The organism is Kribbella aluminosa (genome assembly GCF_017876295.1).
Classification (GTDB): domain Bacteria; phylum Actinomycetota; class Actinomycetes; order Propionibacteriales; family Kribbellaceae; genus Kribbella; species Kribbella aluminosa.
This window is the reverse complement of the sequence record NZ_JAGINT010000001.1, coordinates 1,400,040-1,419,706: the sequence shown is the minus strand read 5'-3', so window position 1 is coordinate 1,419,706 and position 19,667 is coordinate 1,400,040. Positions and strand designations below refer to the sequence as shown.

The window sequence follows — 19,667 nt, the reverse complement described above, 5'->3', positions numbered from 1 at the left end:
GCCGTTCAGCTGATGCCCGAGGTCGGCGCGTCGGAGGCCAGCCAGGTGCCGAGCAGCCGCGCGCCGGCCCCGGTCGCGCCGGTCGAGTACTCGAAGCGGTCCCGCGGCGACTCCGCGATCGACGACAGGTCCAGGTGCGCCCACGGGACGTCGCCCGCGAACGCCTTCAGGAACAGGGCTGCGGTGATCGACCCCGGGCCCTTCGAGCTGTTCACCGAGTCCGCGACCGGGGTCGCGATCAGCTCCTCGTACTCGGCCGGCAGCGGCATCCGCCACAGCTCCTCACCGGAGACCCGGCCGGCGTCGGCGAGGTTGTCCGCGAGCGCGTCGTCGGTCGCGAACAGCCCGCCGTACAGCATCGCGCCGAGCGACACCTTGATCGCGCCGGTCAGCGTGGCGATGTCGACGAGGACGTCCGGCTTCAGCTCCTGGACGGCGTACGCGAGACCGTCCGCGAGCACCAGCCGACCCTCGGCGTCGGTGTTCTTCACCTCGGTGGTGCGACCGCCGAAGTGCCGGATCACGTCGTCCGGGCGGTACGCCGTACCCGACGGCATGTTCTCCGCCGCGCAGACCAGGCCGGTCACGCGGACGTTCGCACCGAGGTCGCGGAGCGCCGACATGGTCGCGATCACCGAGCCGCCGCCGGTCATGTCGCGCTTCATCGACACCATGCCCTCGCGCGGCTTCAGCGACAGGCCGCCGGTGTCGTACGTGATGCCCTTGCCGACGAGCACGACGTACGGCGTGTCCTTGCCGGAACCGGCGGGGGCGTAGTCCAGCCGGATGAACCGCGGCGGGCGGGTCGAGCCCTGACCGACCGCGAGGATCCCGCCGAAGCCGTCGGCGGCGAGCTTCTTCTCGTCCCAGACCGTCGCCACCAGCCCGGTCGCCGCCGCGATCTCGGTCGCCCGCGCGGCCAGCCAGGACGGGTCCTTCTCGTTCGAGGGGGTGACCGCGAGCTGCCGCGCCAGCCAGCCGGTGCGCCCGATCACGATGCCGCGGTCCAGCACGTCCTGCCGTGCCGCGGCCGACCCGTCGGTCAGCGTCACCGTACCGACCGCGGGCTTGCCCGGGTCGACGGTCTTCTGGGTGTACGAGAACGAGCCGAGCACCACGCCCTCCGCGAACGCCTGGAGCGCCGCGTCGTCGATGCCCTCGGCAACGACGGTGGTGAGCTCGTCCTTGCCGCGACCGAACCGGGCGATCGCCGCCCCGGCGTGTCGCAGGTCCTTCGCGCTGCCGTCGCCGGCCCCGACCAGCAGGATCTCGGTCACGTCTCCGGTCAGCAGCGGGTACGCCGCCGTACTGCCGGCGGACGGCGTGAAGCCGGTATCCCGCTGCACCTCGAGCAGCCGGTCGAGGTCGATCCCGAGCCGCTCCCCCGCCTCCTTGGCGGCGGCCGGCAACTCGTCGCCGACGACGACCACCCACGTCGACGACCCGTGCACCGGCAGACCGGGCTGCCAGCTGACACCCGGAAGACTGGGGAAAGGAGACGAACTGCTGCGCCGAGCCACTAGGACGACCTCACTGGTTTGATCAAATAGGTTGGACAACCGTAACGACCCCGGCCGGTGCCTGCGAAGGCACCCACCGGGGTCGGAGTGATAGACAGGGGGCGCTGGCACCCCCGGAGGTTGTGATCAGCCGACGACGGCCTTCAGTGCGTTGCCGAGCTCGGTCGCCTCGTCGGCGTTCAGCTCGACGACGAGCCGTCCGCCGCCCTCGAGCGGAACCCGCATCACGATCCCGCGGCCCTCCTTGGTGACCTCGAGCGGACCATCGCCCGTCCGCGGCTTCATCGCCGCCATGCGCGCACCCCTTCCCAGTGTCGGTGTTGAGCGACGACACCGCGCGGCGGACCGTGGCCGGCGCCGTTGCGGTGATGCGCCGTCGGCGCGTATCGCAGTGTGTATCGGTGTGTGTCGCACCCCATTATTCCCGATCTCAGGCCAAGGCCGTGCACCATACGGCAGACTCGAGTCTTGTGCACGCCCGTTCAGCCCTTTTCGACCTGTACGGCGACCACCTGCGCGCGCGAGGTGCGCAGGCCCCGGTCGCGGCTCTCGTCCGGCTGCTCGCGCCGCTGGGCGTGCATCCACCGGCCGTCCGGACCGCCGTGTCGCGGATGGTCCGGCAGGGCTGGCTGGAGCCGGTCCGGATCGAAGGACAACCCGGATACGGGCTGACCTCCCGGGCGCGTCGCCGGCTCGACGACGCCGCCGCGCGGATCTACCGGACCGCGCCGGACGGCACGCCGGTGGTGACCGGCTCCGAGGGGCCGGGCGACTGGGACCGGCACTGGCACCTGGGCATCCTCCGCGAGGTGCCGAACGCCCGGCGCCGCGACCAGCTGGCGAGCCAACTCTCCTTCCTGGGTTGGGCTCCGCTGTCCGACGGCGCCTGGGTGGGGCTGCGCAACGACATCGAAGTGGACCAGATCCTCGACATGGAGGGCATCGCCGCGGACCGGTTCCGGGCCCCGGTCGACGCCGGCGCGGTCGAGTTCGCCCGCCGGGTCTGGAAGCTCGACGAGCTCGGCGCGTCGTACGACAGCTGGCTGATCGAGGCGAAGGCGCTGGTCGACGGCGGCGGCGCGGACGCGGGCGACGAGCAGGCGTTCGCGGTCCGGTCCGAGCTGGTGCACGAATGGCGGAAGTTCCTGTTCCGGGATCCGGGGCTGCCGGACGAGCTGCTGCCGGCCGGCTGGGCCGGGACGAAGGCGGCCGCGTTCTTCGATTTCCACGCCGACCGATTAGGCCCCGCGGCCGGGCGTTTCGTCGACGACTGCCTGACGCAGCACTGAAATTCCCTTACCGACAGTCAAGGAGCTGACCACGATGAGTGATTCCGTCACGTACGCCGTAGCGGAAGGTGTCGCGACCATCACCCTGAACCGGCCGGACGCGATGAACTCGCTCGACACGCCGACCAAGGTGCTGCTCCGCGACACGATCCAGGCCGCCGCGGACGACCCGGCCGTGCGGGTCGTCGTGCTGACCGGGACCGGGCGGGCGTTCTGCGTCGGGCAGGACCTGAAGGAGCACATCGGACTGCTACAGGCGAACGACCAGGCCGCACTATGGAGCACGGTGCCGGACCACTACGCGCCGATCGCGCTGGCGCTCGCCGAGATGCCGAAGCCGGTGATCGCCGCGGTGAACGGGGTGGCCGCCGGGGCCGGCGCGTCGATGGCGTTCGCGTGCGACTTCCGGGTGGTCGCGGACACGGCCGGCTTCAACCTCGCGTTCACCGGCATCGCGCTGTCCTGCGACACCGGCATCTCCTGGACACTCCCCCGGCTGATCGGCCACGCGAAGGCGCTCGAACTCCTCTACTTCCCGCGCACCGTCCCCGCCGCCGAGGCACTCGGCCTCGGCCTGGCGACCTCCGTCGTACCTGCCGCCGACCTGGAGAGCACGGTCGCCGAGCTGGCCGGGAAGCTCGCGGCCGGCCCGACGGTGGCGTACGGCGCCGTACGCCAGTCCCTCGGCCACTCCGCGAGCCACACGCTGGCGGAGTCCCTCGCCTTCGAGGCGGGCAAGATGCAGGAGACCGGCGCCACCGAAGACCACCACAACGCCGTCGCCTCCTTCGTCGCGAAGCAGAAGCCGACCTTCAACGGGCGGTAGGGCGTACCGAAGAACGAGCAGTGGTCGCCTGTTCGAGGCGCCGGCGGCCCGACACGCCGCGCAATCGGTCACCACTGCCCGTTCTTCGGTACAGCCCAGCCTCTTGTAATCGTTTACGTAAGCGATTACAAACTGCCGTGTGAGGAAACTGCTGCTGCCTGTCCTGACCGCTGCCACGCTGGTCGGGAGTCTCGTCGTCCCTGGATCCGGTGCCGCGCCGCCTGCGCCGCCCGGGCCGCCCGGAGTCATCAAGTCCGCCGCCGTTCGCTCCGCGACGCTCGGTGAGGACATCAACTACAACGTCTACCTGCCGGCCGGGTACGACGAGTCCACCCGCCGGTACCCGGTGATCTACCTGCTGCACGGCCGCGGCGACTCGATGAGCGCGTGGACGCAGGTGAAGAGCCGCCTGGACGAGCTGATCGGCAGCGGCGAGATCCCGCCCGCGATCGCGATCATGCCGGACGCGCCGTGGAGCAGCCGGGCGAGCTGGTACGTCGACTCGGCGTACAAGGGCGCCGACCCCGGCCGGCCCGTCGAGACCGCGTTCTTCAAGGACCTGGTGCCGCAGGTCGATGCGACGTACCGGACGATCGCCGACCGCACCGGCCGCGCGATCGCCGGATACTCGATGGGCGGGGGCCGGCGCGCTGCGGTACACGCTGGCGCACCCGGACGTGTTCGGTGCCGGCATCGTGCTCAGCCCGGCGGTGTACTTCCCGTTGCCGCCGAGCGATTCCAGCACCCGCGATTTCGGTGCCTTCGGCAAGGGTAAGGATCCGTTCGTCGAGGCGACGTACCTGAAGCTGAACTGGCCGGCGGCGCTGAAGTCGTTCGCGGCGAGCGGACAGCAGTCGCACGTGTTCATCGCGGTCGGCGACGACGAGTACAAGAACCCGAAGCCGATCGACGCCACCCACGACCTCGACTTCGAGGCACACGTGGTGTTCAACCAGGCGTCCCGGGTGCCGAACCTGACGTCGGAGTTCCGCGTCGTCGACGGCGGGCACGACTGGGACGTCTGGGGGCCGACGTTCGCCGAAGGCGCGAAGTACATCTTCCAGTACCTCGGGAAGCCGCCGGCCACGCCGATGCAGGCCGAGATCACCGACACCGGCGGCGACGACCGCGCGGGCGGGATCGCGACCGATGCCTCGGGCAACGTTTACCAGGCGGTTTCCGGGACGGACGTGTCGCTGGTCAAGTACGCCGCGGACGGGTCGAGGGCCTGGACGCGGTCGCTCGGGTCGAGCGGGACCGACCGCGCGTACGGCGTTGCGGTGGACGCGAACGGGCGGGTCGTGGTGACCGGGTACACGAACGGCGACCTGGACGGGGCGCATCCGGGGAACTCCACCGACGATGCGTTCGTGGCGCAGTACGACGGTGACGGGAATCGGCGCTGGCTGACGCAGTTCGGCGTACCGGGGGTGGCGGATCGCAGCTATTCGGTGGCCATCGACGGGACGGATGTGTACGTCGGTGGTTATACGAAGGGCGCGCTGGGCGGTGCGAACCAGGGCGACAAGGACGTGTTCGTCGCGCGGTACGACGGCGACGGGAAGCAGGTGTGGCTGCGGCAGAACGGCAGCGCGGGCGAGGACAAGGGGATGGCTGTCGCCGTGTCCGATGGTTCGGTGTACGTCGGCGGGATGACGGGCGGCTCGTTCGGTACGTCGGCCGGTGGCGTCGACGGGTTCCTTGCGAGGTACTCGACCGCAGGTGATGCGGTGTGGACCAAGCAGTTCGGTACGTCGGAGTCCGACGAGGTGTGGGGGCTCGCGGCGGATCCTGCTGGTGGGGTGTATCTGACCGGGTACACGGCCGGCGACTTCGCGCGGACGTCGATCGGCGACAAGGACATCGTGGTCGCCCGCGCGGACGCGGACGGCGTACTGACCTGGCGCGACCAGTTCGGGACGAGCGGCAACGACAAGGGCGCCGCGATCGCTGTGGACGCAGGCGGTTCGGTGTACGTCGGCGGGTTCACGGACGGCGCGCTGGAGACGCCACTCGGGAAGTTCGACGGCGTGCTGGCGAAGTACTCGCCGGATCACACGCCGACCTGGACGCGACAGTTCGGTACTGCGAACGACGACGCCGCGGACGCCTACGCGGAAGCCAACCTGTACCTCACCACGACCGCGGACGGCACCCAACTGAGCGGGCTGACCGGAACAGATGTGTTCCGGACCAGCTTCACTTCGGACGGGATCAACAGGCACCCGTAGAACGTTTGGTGGGCTCCACGACCGCGTTCCGGCCGGGCGAGTCACGGCCGGACAACCACCTGACAGTCGGGGAGCCCGCTGAATACCTCATCACGTTCTGTGCCCGGAGCACAACTCGTTCAGCCGTTTGTCTTTGGATTTCGGCAAAGAGCCTTATGCAGTTGCCTTTTGCAGATGCACGTGCACGAGATTCAGCGTGCGATGCAGGTCTTCAGGTGGTCGTTCACGATGCCTGTAGCCTGCATCAACGCGTACGCCGTGGTGGGTCCGACGAACACGAATCCGTGCTTCTTCAACGCCTTCGACAGGGCGATCGACTCCGGCGTGGTGGCCGGTACGTCGGCGAGGGTCTTCGGGATCTTCTGCTTCGCGGGCCGGAACGACCAGAGCAGCTCGGTGAACTCGCCGTCGGCCAGGTCCAGCAGCGCGCGGGCGTTCGAGATCGTCGCGTTGATCTTCAACCGGTTCCGGACGATCCCCGGGTCGGCCATCAGCCGGTCGAAGTCGGCGTCGCCGTACTTCGCGATCGTCTCCGGGTCGAAGTGCGCGAACGCGGTCCGGAAGTTCTCCCGTTTGCGCAGGATCGTGATCCAGGACAGGCCCGACTGGAACCCTTCGAGCGTCATCCGCTCGAACAGCCCGACGTCGTTCCGGATCTCCTTGCCCCACTCGGTGTCGTGATACTCGACGTACTCCGGAGCCGACGTCGCCCAACCACACCGCTGCTGCCCGTCCGGGCCCGTCACCGTCACTGGATCTCCTTCACGAGCCGGCGGAGCGAGATCCGCATCATGGCTTCGAACACCGGCCGGACGATCGGCCAGGCGAACACACCGAGCCGTCCGAACGGCGGCACGACGTCCTCGGACCAAATGAACGCGCTGCCGTACAAGTCGTCCGGCCCCGCACCGCAGTACGCCCTCGGCTCGATCGTGAACGTACCAGTGCCGCGGACGACCTTGCCGAGGTGTTTCACCGTGCAGTCGCGCGGCGGATCCCAGTGGGTGATGACCATGTCGTCAGTGAACCCGATGCCACCGACAGAAGTACGCGCCGCAACTCCCCCGCCGACGCCGGAGCCAGCGTTCCCGGTCGCCCACACCCGCGTGAACAACATCCACCGCGACTGCCGCTCCCAGTCCATCACCACCGCCCACGCATCCTCAGGCGCCAACCCCAACTCCACCGACGCCGCCGCGTGACAACTCCCCGAAACCCCCATCAGCTAGGCCGCTGATAGGCCCCTTCCCCCTCCTGCCCCGCCGGCGGCCAAAACCGCCACCCCTCCGCACCACTCGCCTCACCATCAACCGCCCCGTTCCCAGACTCGTCCCCCACCCCGCCGCCCGCCGAGCCCAACCCGTCACCCAACTCCGGCCCGCTAGCCGACTCCGGCCCGTTAACCGACCGCGCCTCGTCAGCCGACTGCGGTCCGCTAGCTGGCTCCGCCCGGCCCGGCCTCTCAACACTTGCCTGCTGCGCACCCTCACTGCGCGCAGGGCCACCGCGCTGCTGCCAACCGTCCTGCCCCTGCCCGAGGTTCCCGTCCCGCTGACCACCGTCGTACGGCTGCCGCGCCACCTGTTGGTGCTCCTGGTGCTGCGGCTCCTGCGGGTACTCGGGCTCCTGCGGGTGCTGCTGGTACTGGTGCTGCAGCTCCTGCTGGTGCTGAGGCTCCTGCTCGTACTGGTGCTGCGGCTCCTGCTGGTACTTCTGCTGCGGCTCCCGCTGGTGCTGCGGCTCCTGCTGTGGCTGGGTCTCCGGCTGGGGCTGGTGTCGATCGTTTGGCTGCTCCGGTTGTACTGCCGGCTGCGCCGTCCAGTGCACCGCGGACGCCGTACCCACGTCTCCATCAGCAGCAGCCCGCCCACCAAGCCCGTCCGCCTGGCCAGCACCCGCCTGCTGCTCGCTCGACGCAGTCAGCTCGCTCGACGCCTGCCGCCAATCCCCGCGGGATGGTCGCTCACCTGACGCGTCCGGCACCCGCTGCCACTCCACGTCGGACGGCTGCTCACCCGACCCGGCCGGCGCCCGCTGCCACTCCGAGCGGGACGGCTGGTCAGCTGACGCGGCCGATGCCTGCTGCCACTCCACGTCGGACGGCTGCTCACCCGACCCGGCCGGCGCCCGCTGCCACTCCGAGCGGGACGGCTGGTCAGCTGACGCGGCCGATGCCTGCTGCCACTCCACCCGGGTCGGCTGCTCAGCTCCCGCGGACTGCTCCGCGGGTGCTGCCTGCTCCGCGGCAGCTGACTGCTCCGCGGGAGCCGCGGGTGCTGGGGATGCCGGCGCGGGCTCGGTGTGGGTTTGCTCGTCGGTCGCAGGTGGTGCTGTCGGCTGCTGCAGCCGTACGGGCGCCGGCTGGTTGAGCTTCAACTGGTCGTACTGCTGCGCGGGGGTGAGCGGCACCGCCTCCACGGGCGACACGCCCTGGCTGGACTGCTGGAAGGAGTCCGGGGAAGGCTGGTAAGGAGCCTGGGACGATTGGTAGGAAGCCTGCGGCTGCTCATCTTGTGGCGCCTGCGACAGCGCGTCTTCAGGCGGCTGCGTGGGAGGCGCTTCGTGCGGCGGCTGCGTGCTGGCCGGCTCGTGGGGGGCCGGGGCGCGGCGGGGGGTTACTGGCTGCGACTGGGCTTCCAGTACGGCGCGTGCTTCGGCCTGCAGGCGTTCGTACTCGTCCGCGGCGGCCTGGCTCGCCCGGGGGAGCTCACGTGTCTCCGGCTCGTCGTCATCCGCCCCGGCGACGGCATCCGTCGTACCAGCCGCTCCTGCGGCATCCGTCGTACCAGCCGCTCCTGCGGCATCCGTCGTACCAGCCGCTCCTGCGGCATCCGTCGTACCAGCCGCTCCCTCGACATCCGTCGTACCAGCAGCTCTCCGGGCGTCCGTCGTACCAGCGGTTCCTCCGACAAGCGCTGCGCCAGCCGCCGCCCCAGCAGCTGCCATTCCGGAGCCTGCTGCGGTGCCAGCGCCGGCTGCAGCATCCGGCGTACCCGCCCTGCCAGCATTCGTCCCACCGGGCGCAGCGCCCTCCGACCTGCCAGCGTTCGCCGCGCCGGCGGCTCCACCAGCGGCGACTGCTGCACCCGTCTGTTCGGCGAGGGCGCCGGGCTCTGTCCGCTCGCCCATCGGGTCGACGGCACCGGGTTCGGTGGTGGGGGCTTCGGGGCTGGGGGCTGCGGCTTGGGTGGTTTCGGGTGTGGTGGCGGGGTTCGGGAACGTGCCGCCGACGAGGATGGGCTGGTGGGTGCCGGTGTCGTCGAATTCGGGGGTGCTGTACGGGTTCGAGGTGAAGCCGTGGCCCTCGGGGGAGTCGACGATGGGGGCGACGGCGCGTTCGAGGTCGGCGATGCGGCGGTCGCGTTCGGCGACCTCCTTCGCGACGCGTTCGAGCAGGGTGTCGACCTCGTCCATCCGGTATCCGTGCACGCCGACCGCGAACCGGGCCGACTCGATGTCGGTCGAGGTCAGCGCCTGCCGGGCCGGCACCGACATGTCGGGACGGTCGTCGTACGCCGTGCTCATGGCACCCCAACGACCCGAGGCCACCACCGCGACAGCCCCGATCAACAGCACCACGATCAGCCCGAAGAACCACATCACGGGACCGATCGTGCCATGCCGCCCGAGTCAACCGCACAATCACCCGGGATTTGCGGGGTCACGCCAGCGCGTAGCAGGCGTCATCCACCAGCGTGACGTCTCAGCTCCCGTCGGAGCCGAGTGGGTGGGAGCGCGAGCTGCCGTCGACCTGGGCCGCGGCGGTCTCGGCGGCTTCGTCGGCGGCGGCGTCGGCCAGTTCGCCGGCCTTGACGATGTAGCTGATCGCCTCGTCCACGTCGTCGGTGACCACGAACATGTCCAGGTCGGCCGCGGAGATCTTGCCGTCCTCGAGCATCGTCGTACGGAGCCAGTCGACCAGGCCGCCCCAGTACGACGTACCGAAGAGCACGACCGGGAACGACGTGACCTTCCGCGTCTGCGCCAGCGTGAGCGCCTCGAACAGCTCGTCCAGCGTGCCGAACCCGCCCGGCATCACCACGAACCCCTGCGCGTACTTCACGAACATCGTCTTCCGGGTGAAGAAGTACCGGAAGTTCATCCCGATGTCGACCCACTCGTTCATGCCGTTCTCGAAGGGCAGCTCGATCCCGAGCCCGACCGACACCCCGCCGGCCTCGGACGCGCCCTTGTTCGCGGCCTCCATCACGCCCGGCCCGCCGCCGGTGATCACGGCGTACCCGGCCTCGACCAGCTTCCGCCCGAACTGCTCCGCGGCGACGTACATCGCGTCGTTCGGCTTCGTCCGCGCCGACCCGAACACGCTGATCGCGGACCCGAGCTCGGCCAGCATCCCGAATCCCTCGATGAACTCCGACTGGATGCGCAGCACCCGCCACGGGTCGGTGTGCACCCAGTCCGACGGGCCGCGACTGTCCAGCAGCCGCTGCTCGGACGTGGACTGCTGCACCTGCTTGCGCCGCATCGTGACCGGCCCGCGCTGCTGCTGGCCGACCGGACGGTCGGGGTGGATCGATGGTTCTGACATGCCTCCAGGTTATTGCCTGACCGGTAGCCGAGCCTGCTTCAGGCGCGGCCTGTCAACCAACTCCTCAGCCGCTGTTCACACAGCTCGATCTCCGCCTCCGGCACGAACTCGTCCTGTTTGTGCGCGTACAGCGGGTCGCCCGGCCCGTAGTTCACCGCCGGTACGCCGAGCAGCGTGAACCGGGCCACGTCCGTCCATCCGAACTTCGGCTGCGGATCCCCGCCCACCACCTGCAGGAACGCCGCCGCGGCCGGCCGCTCCAGCCCGGGCAGTCCGCCGGGCGCCGAGTCCGTGACGACCACGTCGTACCCCTCGAACACCTCCCGCAGATGCGCCTCGGCCTCCGCCTCCGACCGGCTCGGAGCGAACCGGTAGTTGATCGTCACCGTGCACAGATCCGGTACGACGTTGCCCGCGACGCCGCCACTGATCGCGACCGCGTTCAGCCCCTCGCGGTACTCGAGCCCGTCGATCGGCACCCGGCGCGGCTCGTACGCCGAAAGCCGCGCGAGCACCTCGCCCGCGGCGTGGATCGCGTTCGAACCCATCCACGAGCGGGCCGAGTGCGCGCGTTCGCCGCGGGTGGTCACCTCGATCCGCATGGTGCCCTGGCAGCCGGCCTCGACGACCGCGTTCGACGGCTCCATCACGACCGCGAACACGCCTTCGAGCAGCTCGGGGTTGGAGCGGGTCAGCTTGTACAGACCGTTCCGCTCGGCCTCGATCTCCTCGCAGTCGTAGAAGACATAGGTGATGTCCCGGTTCGGCTCGTCGAGGGTCGCGGCCAGGCGGAGTGCGACCGCGACGCCGCCCTTCATGTCGCAGGCGCCGAGGCCGTGGATCAGGCCGTCGGCGCGGCGGGCCGGGAGGTTGTCGTTGAGCGGCACGGTGTCGAGGTGGCCGGCGACGACGACGCGCTCGTCGCGGCCGAGGTCGGTCCGCGCAACGACGGTGTTGCCGTGCCGGAACACCTTCAGGTGCGGGTACGCCGAGAGCGCCTTCTCCACCTTGTCGGCGAGCTTCTCCTCGGTACCGCTGACCGAGGAGACGTTCACCAGCGCCTCGGTCAGGTCCGCGGCACCCGTGGTCAGGTCCAACTTGGTCATGCAGACTCCTCAGGCAGGCAGGAACACGCAGAACTCGTTGCCCTCGGGGTCGGCGCAGACGTGCCAGCCGATCTCGCCGTCCCGGGGCCGGAGCAGTGTCGCACCCGCGTCCATCACCGGTTGCAGGGCGGGTGCGGTGACGTCCCAGTGGATCCGGTTCTTGACGGTCTTGGCCTCCGGGACCGGGACGAACACCCAGTACGGGAACGGGAGGCCGGGGACGTTCTCGAGCCAGTACCACGGCGCGTCCGGCGTACTCGCGACATCACCGCCGACGACGCCCGCCCACCAGCGCGCCTGCCGCTCCGGGTCGGTCGAGTCGACCACCAACTCCATCAGCCGGTACGCCGGGTCGGTGTCGCGCACGAACCCGCAGAACTCGCCGCCTTCCGGATCCGTGAGCACGGTCCAGCGCTGCTCGTCGGACTGAATGGTCGCACCTGCTGCTTGCAGATTCGCGACGGCGCCGGTGTGCACGTCCAGGTGGACGCGGTTCTTCACGATCTTCGGCTCCGGCACCCGGCACATCCAGATGGTCTTCTCCGGTACGTCGCCAACCAGCACGCCGGGGTTGTCGGCGGGCGTCGTCAGCCCGATCACCCGCCCCCAGAACGCAGCCATCTCACTCGGGGACGCCACGTCCACACACAGGTCCTTGAACCGCGCGACAGTCATAACTCCAAGGCTATCCGGCGGTCCGTTTCCGGTAGTGCCGGTTCACCCGCTCCCGGTTCCCGCAGGCGGGCGAACACCAGGTCTGCCGCGGGTCGTCCTGCAGGAAGTACTTCACGCACCGCGCCGCCGGACACGCCCGCAACCTCGCCCGATCCGGCCCGACGAGAAAGTCGATCGCCGACCGCCCGACCGCTCCCACGAGCAGGTCGATCGGGTCCGCCGTCCTCGGCGACCACCGCATCGTCGGCTCCTCGACCCACTCGAGGTGCGTCGTACCCAACTGATCCGCCGCCTCGTTCACCACCCCCAGCGCGTCCTCAAGCTCCATCAACCGATCCGCATCAGCCCTAGAAGCCGCAACCGCCCGCGCAAACAACACCCGCACAGCCCCCCGAATCCGCACCAACCCGCGCCAGGGCTCGTCCAGGTTGGGGAGGATTTCTGCCCGAATCGGGTACAAAAACCTCCCCAGATCGGTTGCGGCCGCGGGGCCTAGCACCTGGGTGAGGAGGGGCTCTTGGTTGTGGAGCCAGATGAGCGTGTCCTCCGGGGTGGAGAGGAGGTCCGCGATGCCGCCGTGGCCGTCGTGCTTGATGGTGGCGGCCAGGGCGAAGGCCAGGGTGGTCATCCGGCGATACTAATGGGAAAAGCTATTGCTGCCATGTGAATACCTGCTCTAGGGTCTCGGAGCGTGAGTGATCTCCGTACTCGGCTGCGCGCCGTGCCGACGCTGACCGGGACCCCGCCCGACTGGGATCCGGCCCGGACCCCCGACGCGCCGCACGACCTCTTCGTCGACTGGCTGCTGACCACGATCGACGCCGGCGTGGCCGAGCCCTGCGCCGCCACTCTCTCGACGGTCCGCCCTGACGGCCGCCCGAACGCGCGGGTCCTGATCCTGAAGGATGTCACCGCCGACGGCTGGCAGTTCGCCTCCACCTCGACCAGCCGGAAGGGCGAGGAGCTGACCACTTCGCCGTACGCCGCACTGACGTTCTACTGGATCCCGCTCGCTCGCCAGGTTCGCGTGTCCGGCCGGGTCGCCCCCGCGTCACCCGAGGACTCGGCGCGCGACTTCCTGCTCCGGCCGGTCGCGGCTCGGGCGGAGGCGCTGGTCGGCAGGCAAAGCGCAGTACTGGCGGATCGTTCGGACATCGACGCGGCCGTCAAGGAACAGCAGGACCGGATCGCGCTCGACCCCGACCTGGTCGCGCCGAACTGGACCCTGTACACGCTGCACGCCGACGAGGTGGAGTTCTGGCAGGCCGACCCGGACCGCCGGCATGTACGGCTGCGCTACACCCTCGACGACACCTGGACGAAGGAGCTCCTGTGGCCCTGAACGACGTACACGCGATCGCCGACCGACTGCTCGCCCTGACCGCGGACCTCGACGACCCGACCGCCCGCGGCGACTCCGTCCTCCCGGGCTGGTCCCGCGGTCACGTGATCACGCACCTCGCGTACTTCTCCGAGGCGATGACCCGCCAGGTCGAGGAGGCGCTCCAGGGCCGGCTCGTCGAGGTGTACGACGGCGGCCGCCCCGCGCGCGACGCCGCGATCGAAGCCGGCGCCGACCGCCCCGCCGCCGAGCTCCGCACCCACCTGCACCGGGCTGTCACCAGACTCATGGCTTCCTGGGACAAGGTCAGCCCCACGGACTGGCCCCTTCCTATCCTCCACCGCAACAGCAACCTGTCCGCGGGTCTACAGGCCACCTGGCGAGAACTCACCATCCACACCTCGGACCTCGACCTCGGCGTCACCCCCGCGAGCTGGTCCGAGGACTTCTGCCTGCACCTCCTGGACTTCCTCCGCCCTCGCACCCCCGACAACACCCAGCTGATCCTCCAGTCCCCCACCACCACCTGGACCAACGGCACCGGCAAGCCCATCACCCTCGAAGGCCCCCTCACCGCCCTAACCGCCTGGTACGCCGGCCGCCCGACCACAGGCCTGATCACCGGCCGAATCCCCGAGCTCCTCCCCTGGCCGTGACCTTTCCGGAAAGAATCCCGCACGGAGCGACTGATTCTTTCCGGAAAGCGGCGGTCAACTGACGGTGAAGTCGTCCAGCTGGATCCAGGTGTCCTTGTTGGGGGCGTTGAAGCCGGCGTAGACCGTTAGTTCGTGGACGTTTGGTGGGACCTGCACTGTGACCTCGTGGTGGACGTAGCCCGTGCCGGCGCCGAAGGTGGTGCTGGCGAGGACTGTCCCTCCGTTGCGGACGCCGAAGCGGCCCACATCAGCGGGGAGGTTGGCTGAGGCGTTGATCCAGGAGCCGAAGGTGTACGTCGCCCCGGGCACCACCGGCACGCTCTGATACAGATCGCTGAACCCCGTACACGTACAGCGGATCCACCCGTTGTTAGCCCCCGAGTGCGCGAAGCCGAGTCCACGGTCCACCCCGTTGGCCGCAGTACCTTCGAAGAGCCAGGCAGGCTTACCACCACCGGTGCCCTCGAAGCCGCCATCCGCCAACTGCGACACGTACCGCACCGCCAGCTCCGACACGGTCGTGTACGAACGCGTCCCACCAGGCAGCCCGATCACCCGGACCCCGTCCGTCTCCTGCGTCGGGACCGTGATCGTGTACGTCGTGTTCGCACCCGCCGACGCATCACCCGGGTACGCCGGGGACACCGTCTGCGACCCGACCTCGACCCACTGCCCGTCGCGACGAACCTGCACCCGGGGACGACCAGTGAAGTACCCGCCCTCGGCGGACACCGCGCCGGACGTGAACTCAACGTTGTTGACCTTGTGCCGCGCCGGCCACTCGTACCCCCACCACGAGGCACCCTTCACCTCGTCGTCGAAGTCGGACTCGCTGCCAGTCTTCAAGCCGTCGTTCAGCAACGCGAGACTGCCCGACTGCGTCGACTTGGAAATCGCAACCGCACCAGTGGCAGGCGCGGCGAGGTTGTCAGCGCCCGGCAGGTTGGCGGCGGGCGCGTTCGAAGCAGGCGTGAGCACCAGTTTGCGCAGGTTGAAGTTGTACACAGACGTACCGATCCCGCCGCCACCGCACGGGCACACGTTCGCCTGGATGTACATCGTCTTGCCGTCCGGTTGCACGAACTTCGACGGGATCGTCACGCCGTACCCGCCGTACTTCGACGTCGACCACGGATAACCCCCGAAGTCCTTGGACAGGAAGTGCTTCCACGGTCCCCACGGTGTCGGCGACTCGTAGAACTCGAAGGTGTACTCGGTCCACGACGTGTAGACATATCGCTTCTGCGCCGGGAGGTACGTGACGCCGCCCTGGCTGATCACGCTCAGGTTCGACGCGTTCGTCCCGTACGTCTGCGCGTAGAGCCGTCGCGTGTCGGTCAGCACCGGCTTGCGGTCCGCGAGCTTCGGCGACCATCCGGACCCGGTGTAGAACTTCCACGCGCTCCGGTTCTGCACATCGGCTTTAGGCACCCGGGCCAGGAACACCGACTGTGGATCCGCGACCGTGTCGTCGAACGAGTCCCGCCAGTTCCCGTCCAACCCGTAGGCGTAGACGTAACCGTCGGGAGCCGAGGCCCCACCGCGACCGAAGTCCGCGAACCAGATCGTCGTGAACACATGGCCCGAGAACATCGGCTTGGACTTGTCCCACGTCCAGGTGCGGCCGTGGTCGGTCGACTTCAGGATCGTCGCCGCTGGTACGTCGTTGAAGTCCAGCGCGAGGTCCTGGACGGCGAGGTACAACGTGTCCCCGACGCAGACCATCCCGGTCGGCTTCCGGTTGTACCCGGCTCCGCTCCAGATCTGCCCGACCTGGTCGCCCTTCGAGGTCGTTGCCCCGGACAAGTTTCCCGGCGTACCGGTGATCTCGCTGACCGCGACGTCGGCGAAGGCGCCGTCGGTGCTGAAGCCCTTGCCGTCGCCGTTCGCGGCGTACAGCTTGTCGTTGCCGGCCCAGCAGGACGGCCAGAGGTCGCCGTCGCTCTTGCTCGGCGTACCCTTCGACTCGACCTGGACGGTGCCGATCGGGGTGGTTGGCGGAGTCTTCGGGATGGACGGTTGGGTGAGCAGTGTCGCCGTTCCGAAGACCAGCGGCAGGACAGCAAGCAAGGCCCCACGCTTCATGAACTATCCCTTCAAGGTTTGGTACCGACACCGAAGAAGTCGCCGAGCGGCACCAGGACGCCCGGCTGCGACGCGTCCACCCAGGCGATGCGGAGAGGATGCGCTTCCGCAGATAGTCCCCGTCGGCCTCGTCAGGACCCCATGGGCTGTCCCGCGCGACGGTGCACCAGATGTGGTTGATCGGCCCCGGTCCCTCGATCTCCGGGCAGGGGACGGTGTTGCAGCCATCACGTGCTCCAGAGGTAGCTCGGAACCGTCGAGCCGGGCGGTGGCAGTCGGCTCGAAGGGCAATCGATTTCTCGCAATCTACGAGCGCCGTCCGAGCCGGTCAAGTGTCGATCAGGTGACGATGTGGTCAACTCCGCCGATTCCCGCGTGCACACAGGGTTTTGTGCTGGCCGTAGACATTGACACCAGCTCGTCCCACTGCCTAATCTGCGGAAATCGATTTCTGAGATGAGAGGCGCTGGGGATGCCAGTTGTGCCGAACCGTGCGTCCGCCCACCGCACGGCCGACGAGCTGTCCAGGGACCTGGTGGCACGGGGGCTGCAAGCGGCGCGGGACGCGATCGAGACCGAGGCAGCAGCCGTGTCGGCACTGGCCGACCGGCTGGACGGCGTCTTCCTGGAGGTGCTGACCGCAGTCGCCCGGTGCGAGGGTCACCTGGTGGTGACCGGCCTGGGCAAGTCGGGTCTGGTCGGGCGGAAGATCGCCGCGACCCTGGCCAGTACCGGCACGCCGGCCACGTTCATCCACGCCGGCGACGCCCTGCACGGCGACTCCGGGGCGGTCACCTCCCGCGATCTCGTACTGGCGCTGTCCGCGTCCGGCGAGACCGCCGAGGTGTGCGCGTTCGCCCGGATGCTGCGCGAGCGGCAGATCCCGGTGATCGCGATGACCGGGCGCGAGGAGTCGACACTCGCCCAGCTGGCGACGTACACGCTGGACACCATGGTGCTGCGCGAGGCCGACCCGCTGAACCTGGCGCCGACCGCGTCCACGACCGCGACGCTCGCGATGGGCGACGCGCTGGCGTGCGCCCTCGTCGTACTGCGGGAGTTCAGTCACCAGGACTTCGCGCAGTTCCATCCATCAGGTGCCCTGGGCAAACGTCTGTCGGAGGACGAGGCATGAACGACGTGTGTGTGCTCGGGTCGTTCATGAAGGACCTGGTCGCGTCCGCGGAGCGGCGGCCGTTGCCGGGCGAGACGCTGCACGGCACCGGGTTCGCGGAGTTCCTCGGTGGGAAGGGCGTGAACCAGGCGATCGCGGCGGCCCGGATGGGCGCCCGGACCGCGATCGTCGGCACGATCGGCGAGGACCGGTACGGCGAGGAGTTCCTCGAACTGCTCCGTTCGAACGGGGTCGACACGTCCTGGGTCGTCCGGCACCCGTCGCTCGGCACCGGCGTCGGACTGCCGCTGGTGCTGCCCGACGGCGGGAACTCGATCATCATCGTGTCCCGGGCGAACGCTGCGATCACCGCCGTCGAGGTCGATGCCGCCCGCGACGTCCTGACCGGGAGCAAGGTGCTCAGCGTGCAGCTCGAACTCCCGGTCGAGGCGAGCCACGCCGCCCTCCGGCTCGCCTCGACCGCGGGCGTGACCACGATCCTCACCCCGGCCCCGGTCGGACCGATCGATCCGGCGCTGGCGGCGTACGTCGACATCCTGGTGCCGAACGAGGTGGAGGCCGCGGCGCTCACCGGGCTGGACTGCGACGACGAGTCCCAGGTGCCGATGATCGCGCGCAAACTCGCCGAGGACTGGGACCTGCGCGGATGCGTCGTCACGCTCGGCGCGCGCGGCGCGTACGTGCTCGACCGCGCGGGGAGCTTCGAGGAGCGGATCGCGCCGTACACCGTCGACACCATCGACACCGTCGGTGCCGGCGACGCCTTCTGCGGCTCACTCGCCGCCTCCCTCGCCGACGGAGCCGACCTCGTCGACGCCGTCCGCCTCGCCAACGCCGCCGGCGCCCTCTCCACCACCGTCAACGGCGCCGCCGCCTCGGCCCCCACTCGCGCCACCGCCCTCGCCCTCCTCCGGACCGGTGCCTCACAGTCATGAGAGGGTGTCTTGGAGCTGTGCGCCGAGGTGCCCGCCGAGTGCCGCGCAGTAGGCGCAGAGCTCCAAGACACCCTCTAAGATCCTGTGGGCGGGATCGGGGTTAGAGTGCGATCCAGACGACCATCGGATCTCCAGCGGGGAGCGGGTATGACGACGATCTACGACGTCGCGCGTAGGTCGGGGGTGTCGCCGGCCACGGTGTCGCGGGTGCTGAGCGGCCGGCGCAACGTCGACCCCGAACTGTCCGAGAAGGTCCGCGCCGCGGTCGCCGAGCTCGGGTACCGCCCGAACGGCGTCGCGCGGAACCTGCGGAAGTCCTCGACGAACCTGTGGGCGGTCGTCATCTCGGACATCGAGAACCCGTTCTTCACCTCGCTGGTCCGCGGGCTCGAGGACGTCGCACAGACCGAGGGATACCACGTCGTCCTGTGCAACTCCGACGAGGACCCGGCGAAGGAAGCGGCGTACGCGTCGGCGGTGCTGACCGACCAGATGGCCGGGGTGGTGATCTCGCCGACGTCGACCGCGGAGGGCGTGCAGCTGCTCGCGGACGCGAAGATCCCGCTGGTGATGATCGACCGGCGGGTCGAGGGCGTCGAGGCGGACACGGTGCTGGTGGACAACGAGCACGGCGCGTTCGAAGGTGTCAAACACCTGATCGACGGAGGGTATCGGCGGATCGCCTGCATCACCGGGCCGCGGAAGGTGTCGACCGCGATGGACCGGCTGGCCGGGTACCGGTCGGCGCTGCGGGCGGGCGGGATCCGGTACGACAAGGACCTCGTGCGGCACGCCGACTTCCGCGAGGCCGGTGGGTACGCCGCGATGGAAAGCCTGCTGGAGCTGCCCGATCCGCCCGAGGCACTCTTCGCCACCAACAACCTGATGACCGTCGGCGCCCTCGAATGCCTGGCCCGCAAGGGCCTCCGCGCCCCGGACGACATCGCGATCGTCGGCTTCGACGACATCCCGTGGGCAGACCTGGTCATCCCCAGCCTCACCACCGTCGCCCAGCCCACGTACGAGCTGGGCCGCACCGCCGGCATGCTCCTCAAGGACCGCACCACCGCCCCCGGCCGCCCACCCTCCACCGTCACCCTCCGCACCGAACTCCACATCCGAGCCACCTCCGCCCCGAAGAAGTAGCAGACCCCCCACAAAGGACACTGCTCCGCGGCGGCAGTTCCTTCGGCCGCCTCCGGCACCGTGCGCGGGACGTACTACCAGGAAGAGGTGCTGGTGCCAAGCGCGGGCCGACGCCGGGAGCGCGGCGGGCGGCGGTCCGCGGCGGGAGCGCGGCGGGCGGTGGTCCGTCAGG

19 protein-coding genes are annotated in these 19,667 nt (G+C 69.6%); 9 read left to right on the top strand and 10 right to left on the bottom strand.

The window, feature by feature from the left end; translation table 11 throughout:
- Positions 1 to 5 precede the first annotated feature (5 nt).
- Positions 6 to 1,451, bottom strand: a complete 1,446-nt coding sequence (locus tag JOF29_RS07090; protein WP_307863188.1) for a leucyl aminopeptidase family protein — start codon at positions 1,449 to 1,451, stop codon at positions 6 to 8.
- A gap of 195 nt (positions 1,452 to 1,646) precedes the next feature.
- Entirely contained in the window at positions 1,647 to 1,814 is a 168-nt protein-coding gene (locus tag JOF29_RS07085) for a DUF3117 domain-containing protein (protein WP_012923066.1), read from the bottom strand.
- Between the two features lie 176 nt (positions 1,815 to 1,990).
- Between JOF29_RS07085 and JOF29_RS07080 the strand changes: the two genes are divergently transcribed.
- The 4 genes from JOF29_RS07080 (at position 1,991) to JOF29_RS07070 (ending at position 5,866) form a co-directional block, all read left to right on the top strand.
- Positions 1,991 to 2,809, top strand: a complete 819-nt coding sequence (locus JOF29_RS07080; RefSeq protein WP_209693421.1) for a PaaX family transcriptional regulator — start codon at positions 1,991 to 1,993, stop codon at positions 2,807 to 2,809.
- A gap of 34 nt (positions 2,810 to 2,843) precedes the next feature.
- Complete coding sequence (locus tag JOF29_RS07075) at positions 2,844 to 3,635, top strand: enoyl-CoA hydratase/isomerase family protein (protein ID WP_209693420.1); 792 nt, start codon at positions 2,844 to 2,846, stop codon at positions 3,633 to 3,635.
- A 139-nt stretch (positions 3,636 to 3,774) separates the two neighbouring features.
- Entirely contained in the window at positions 3,775 to 4,410 is a 636-nt protein-coding gene (locus tag JOF29_RS42775) for an alpha/beta hydrolase (RefSeq protein WP_307863187.1), read from the top strand.
- Positions 4,313 to 5,866, top strand: coding sequence for an SBBP repeat-containing protein (locus tag JOF29_RS07070; RefSeq protein WP_307863186.1), 1,554 nt, complete (start codon positions 4,313 to 4,315; stop codon positions 5,864 to 5,866). The genes JOF29_RS42775 and JOF29_RS07070 overlap by 98 nt, the downstream gene beginning before the upstream one ends.
- Before the next feature lie 191 nt (positions 5,867 to 6,057).
- On the opposite strand, the gene JOF29_RS07065 is transcribed toward JOF29_RS07070, so the two are convergent.
- The 7 genes from JOF29_RS07065 to JOF29_RS07035 all read right to left on the bottom strand — a co-directional run bounded on the left by JOF29_RS07065 (position 6,058) and on the right by JOF29_RS07035 (position 12,824).
- The gene (locus JOF29_RS07065) at positions 6,058 to 6,618 is read right to left on the bottom strand and encodes a DNA-3-methyladenine glycosylase I (protein WP_209693418.1); all 561 of its coding nucleotides are present in this window, start codon (positions 6,616 to 6,618) and stop codon (positions 6,058 to 6,060) included.
- Positions 6,615 to 7,040, bottom strand: coding sequence for an SRPBCC family protein (locus JOF29_RS07060; protein ID WP_209693417.1), 426 nt, complete (start codon positions 7,038 to 7,040; stop codon positions 6,615 to 6,617). The genes JOF29_RS07065 and JOF29_RS07060 overlap by 4 nt, the downstream gene beginning before the upstream one ends.
- Before the next feature lie 47 nt (positions 7,041 to 7,087).
- A complete protein-coding gene (locus JOF29_RS07055) occupies positions 7,088 to 9,466 on the bottom strand; it encodes a DivIVA domain-containing protein (RefSeq protein ID WP_245358102.1) in 2,379 nt (792 codons plus the stop codon).
- 103 nt (positions 9,467 to 9,569) lie between these two features.
- The gene (locus JOF29_RS07050; protein ID WP_209693415.1) at positions 9,570 to 10,415 is read right to left on the bottom strand and encodes an LOG family protein; all 846 of its coding nucleotides are present in this window, start codon (positions 10,413 to 10,415) and stop codon (positions 9,570 to 9,572) included.
- Between the two features lie 38 nt (positions 10,416 to 10,453).
- A complete protein-coding gene (gene dapE / locus JOF29_RS07045; RefSeq protein WP_209693414.1) occupies positions 10,454 to 11,521 on the bottom strand; it encodes a succinyl-diaminopimelate desuccinylase in 1,068 nt (355 codons plus the stop codon).
- A gap of 9 nt (positions 11,522 to 11,530) precedes the next feature.
- Positions 11,531 to 12,196, bottom strand: a complete 666-nt coding sequence (locus tag JOF29_RS07040) for a VOC family protein (RefSeq protein WP_209693413.1) — start codon at positions 12,194 to 12,196, stop codon at positions 11,531 to 11,533.
- Positions 12,197 to 12,206: 10 nt separating this feature from the next.
- On the bottom strand, positions 12,207 to 12,824 hold the full coding sequence (locus JOF29_RS07035; protein ID WP_209693412.1) for a CGNR zinc finger domain-containing protein: 618 nt from the start codon (positions 12,822 to 12,824) through the stop codon (positions 12,207 to 12,209).
- 63 nt (positions 12,825 to 12,887) lie between these two features.
- Here JOF29_RS07035 and JOF29_RS07030 point away from each other — a divergent pair, with 63 nt between their 5' ends.
- A complete protein-coding gene (locus JOF29_RS07030; RefSeq protein ID WP_307863185.1) occupies positions 12,888 to 13,538 on the top strand; it encodes a pyridoxine/pyridoxamine 5'-phosphate oxidase in 651 nt (216 codons plus the stop codon).
- Positions 13,529 to 14,194, top strand: coding sequence for a maleylpyruvate isomerase family mycothiol-dependent enzyme (locus JOF29_RS07025; protein WP_209693411.1), 666 nt, complete (start codon positions 13,529 to 13,531; stop codon positions 14,192 to 14,194). Before JOF29_RS07030 ends, JOF29_RS07025 begins: the two co-directional genes overlap by 10 nt.
- Positions 14,195 to 14,248: 54 nt before the next feature.
- Here JOF29_RS07025 and JOF29_RS07020 read toward each other — a convergent pair whose 3' ends face one another.
- Positions 14,249 to 16,279: a DUF5005 domain-containing protein gene (locus JOF29_RS07020; RefSeq protein ID WP_209693410.1), complete on the bottom strand. Its 2,031-nt coding sequence runs from the start codon at positions 16,277 to 16,279 to the stop codon at positions 14,249 to 14,251.
- A gap of 481 nt (positions 16,280 to 16,760) precedes the next feature.
- Here JOF29_RS07020 and JOF29_RS07010 point away from each other — a divergent pair, with 481 nt between their 5' ends.
- The 3 genes from JOF29_RS07010 (at position 16,761) to JOF29_RS07000 (ending at position 19,495) form a co-directional block, all read left to right on the top strand.
- Positions 16,761 to 17,414, top strand: coding sequence for a KpsF/GutQ family sugar-phosphate isomerase (locus JOF29_RS07010; protein WP_209693409.1), 654 nt, complete (start codon positions 16,761 to 16,763; stop codon positions 17,412 to 17,414).
- The gene (locus JOF29_RS07005; RefSeq protein ID WP_209693408.1) at positions 17,411 to 18,349 is read left to right on the top strand and encodes a ribokinase; all 939 of its coding nucleotides are present in this window, start codon (positions 17,411 to 17,413) and stop codon (positions 18,347 to 18,349) included. Before JOF29_RS07010 ends, JOF29_RS07005 begins: the two co-directional genes overlap by 4 nt.
- 147 nt (positions 18,350 to 18,496) lie before the next feature.
- On the top strand, positions 18,497 to 19,495 hold the full coding sequence (locus JOF29_RS07000) for a LacI family DNA-binding transcriptional regulator (RefSeq protein WP_209693407.1): 999 nt from the start codon (positions 18,497 to 18,499) through the stop codon (positions 19,493 to 19,495).
- The last annotated feature ends 172 nt before the right edge of the window (positions 19,496 to 19,667 follow it).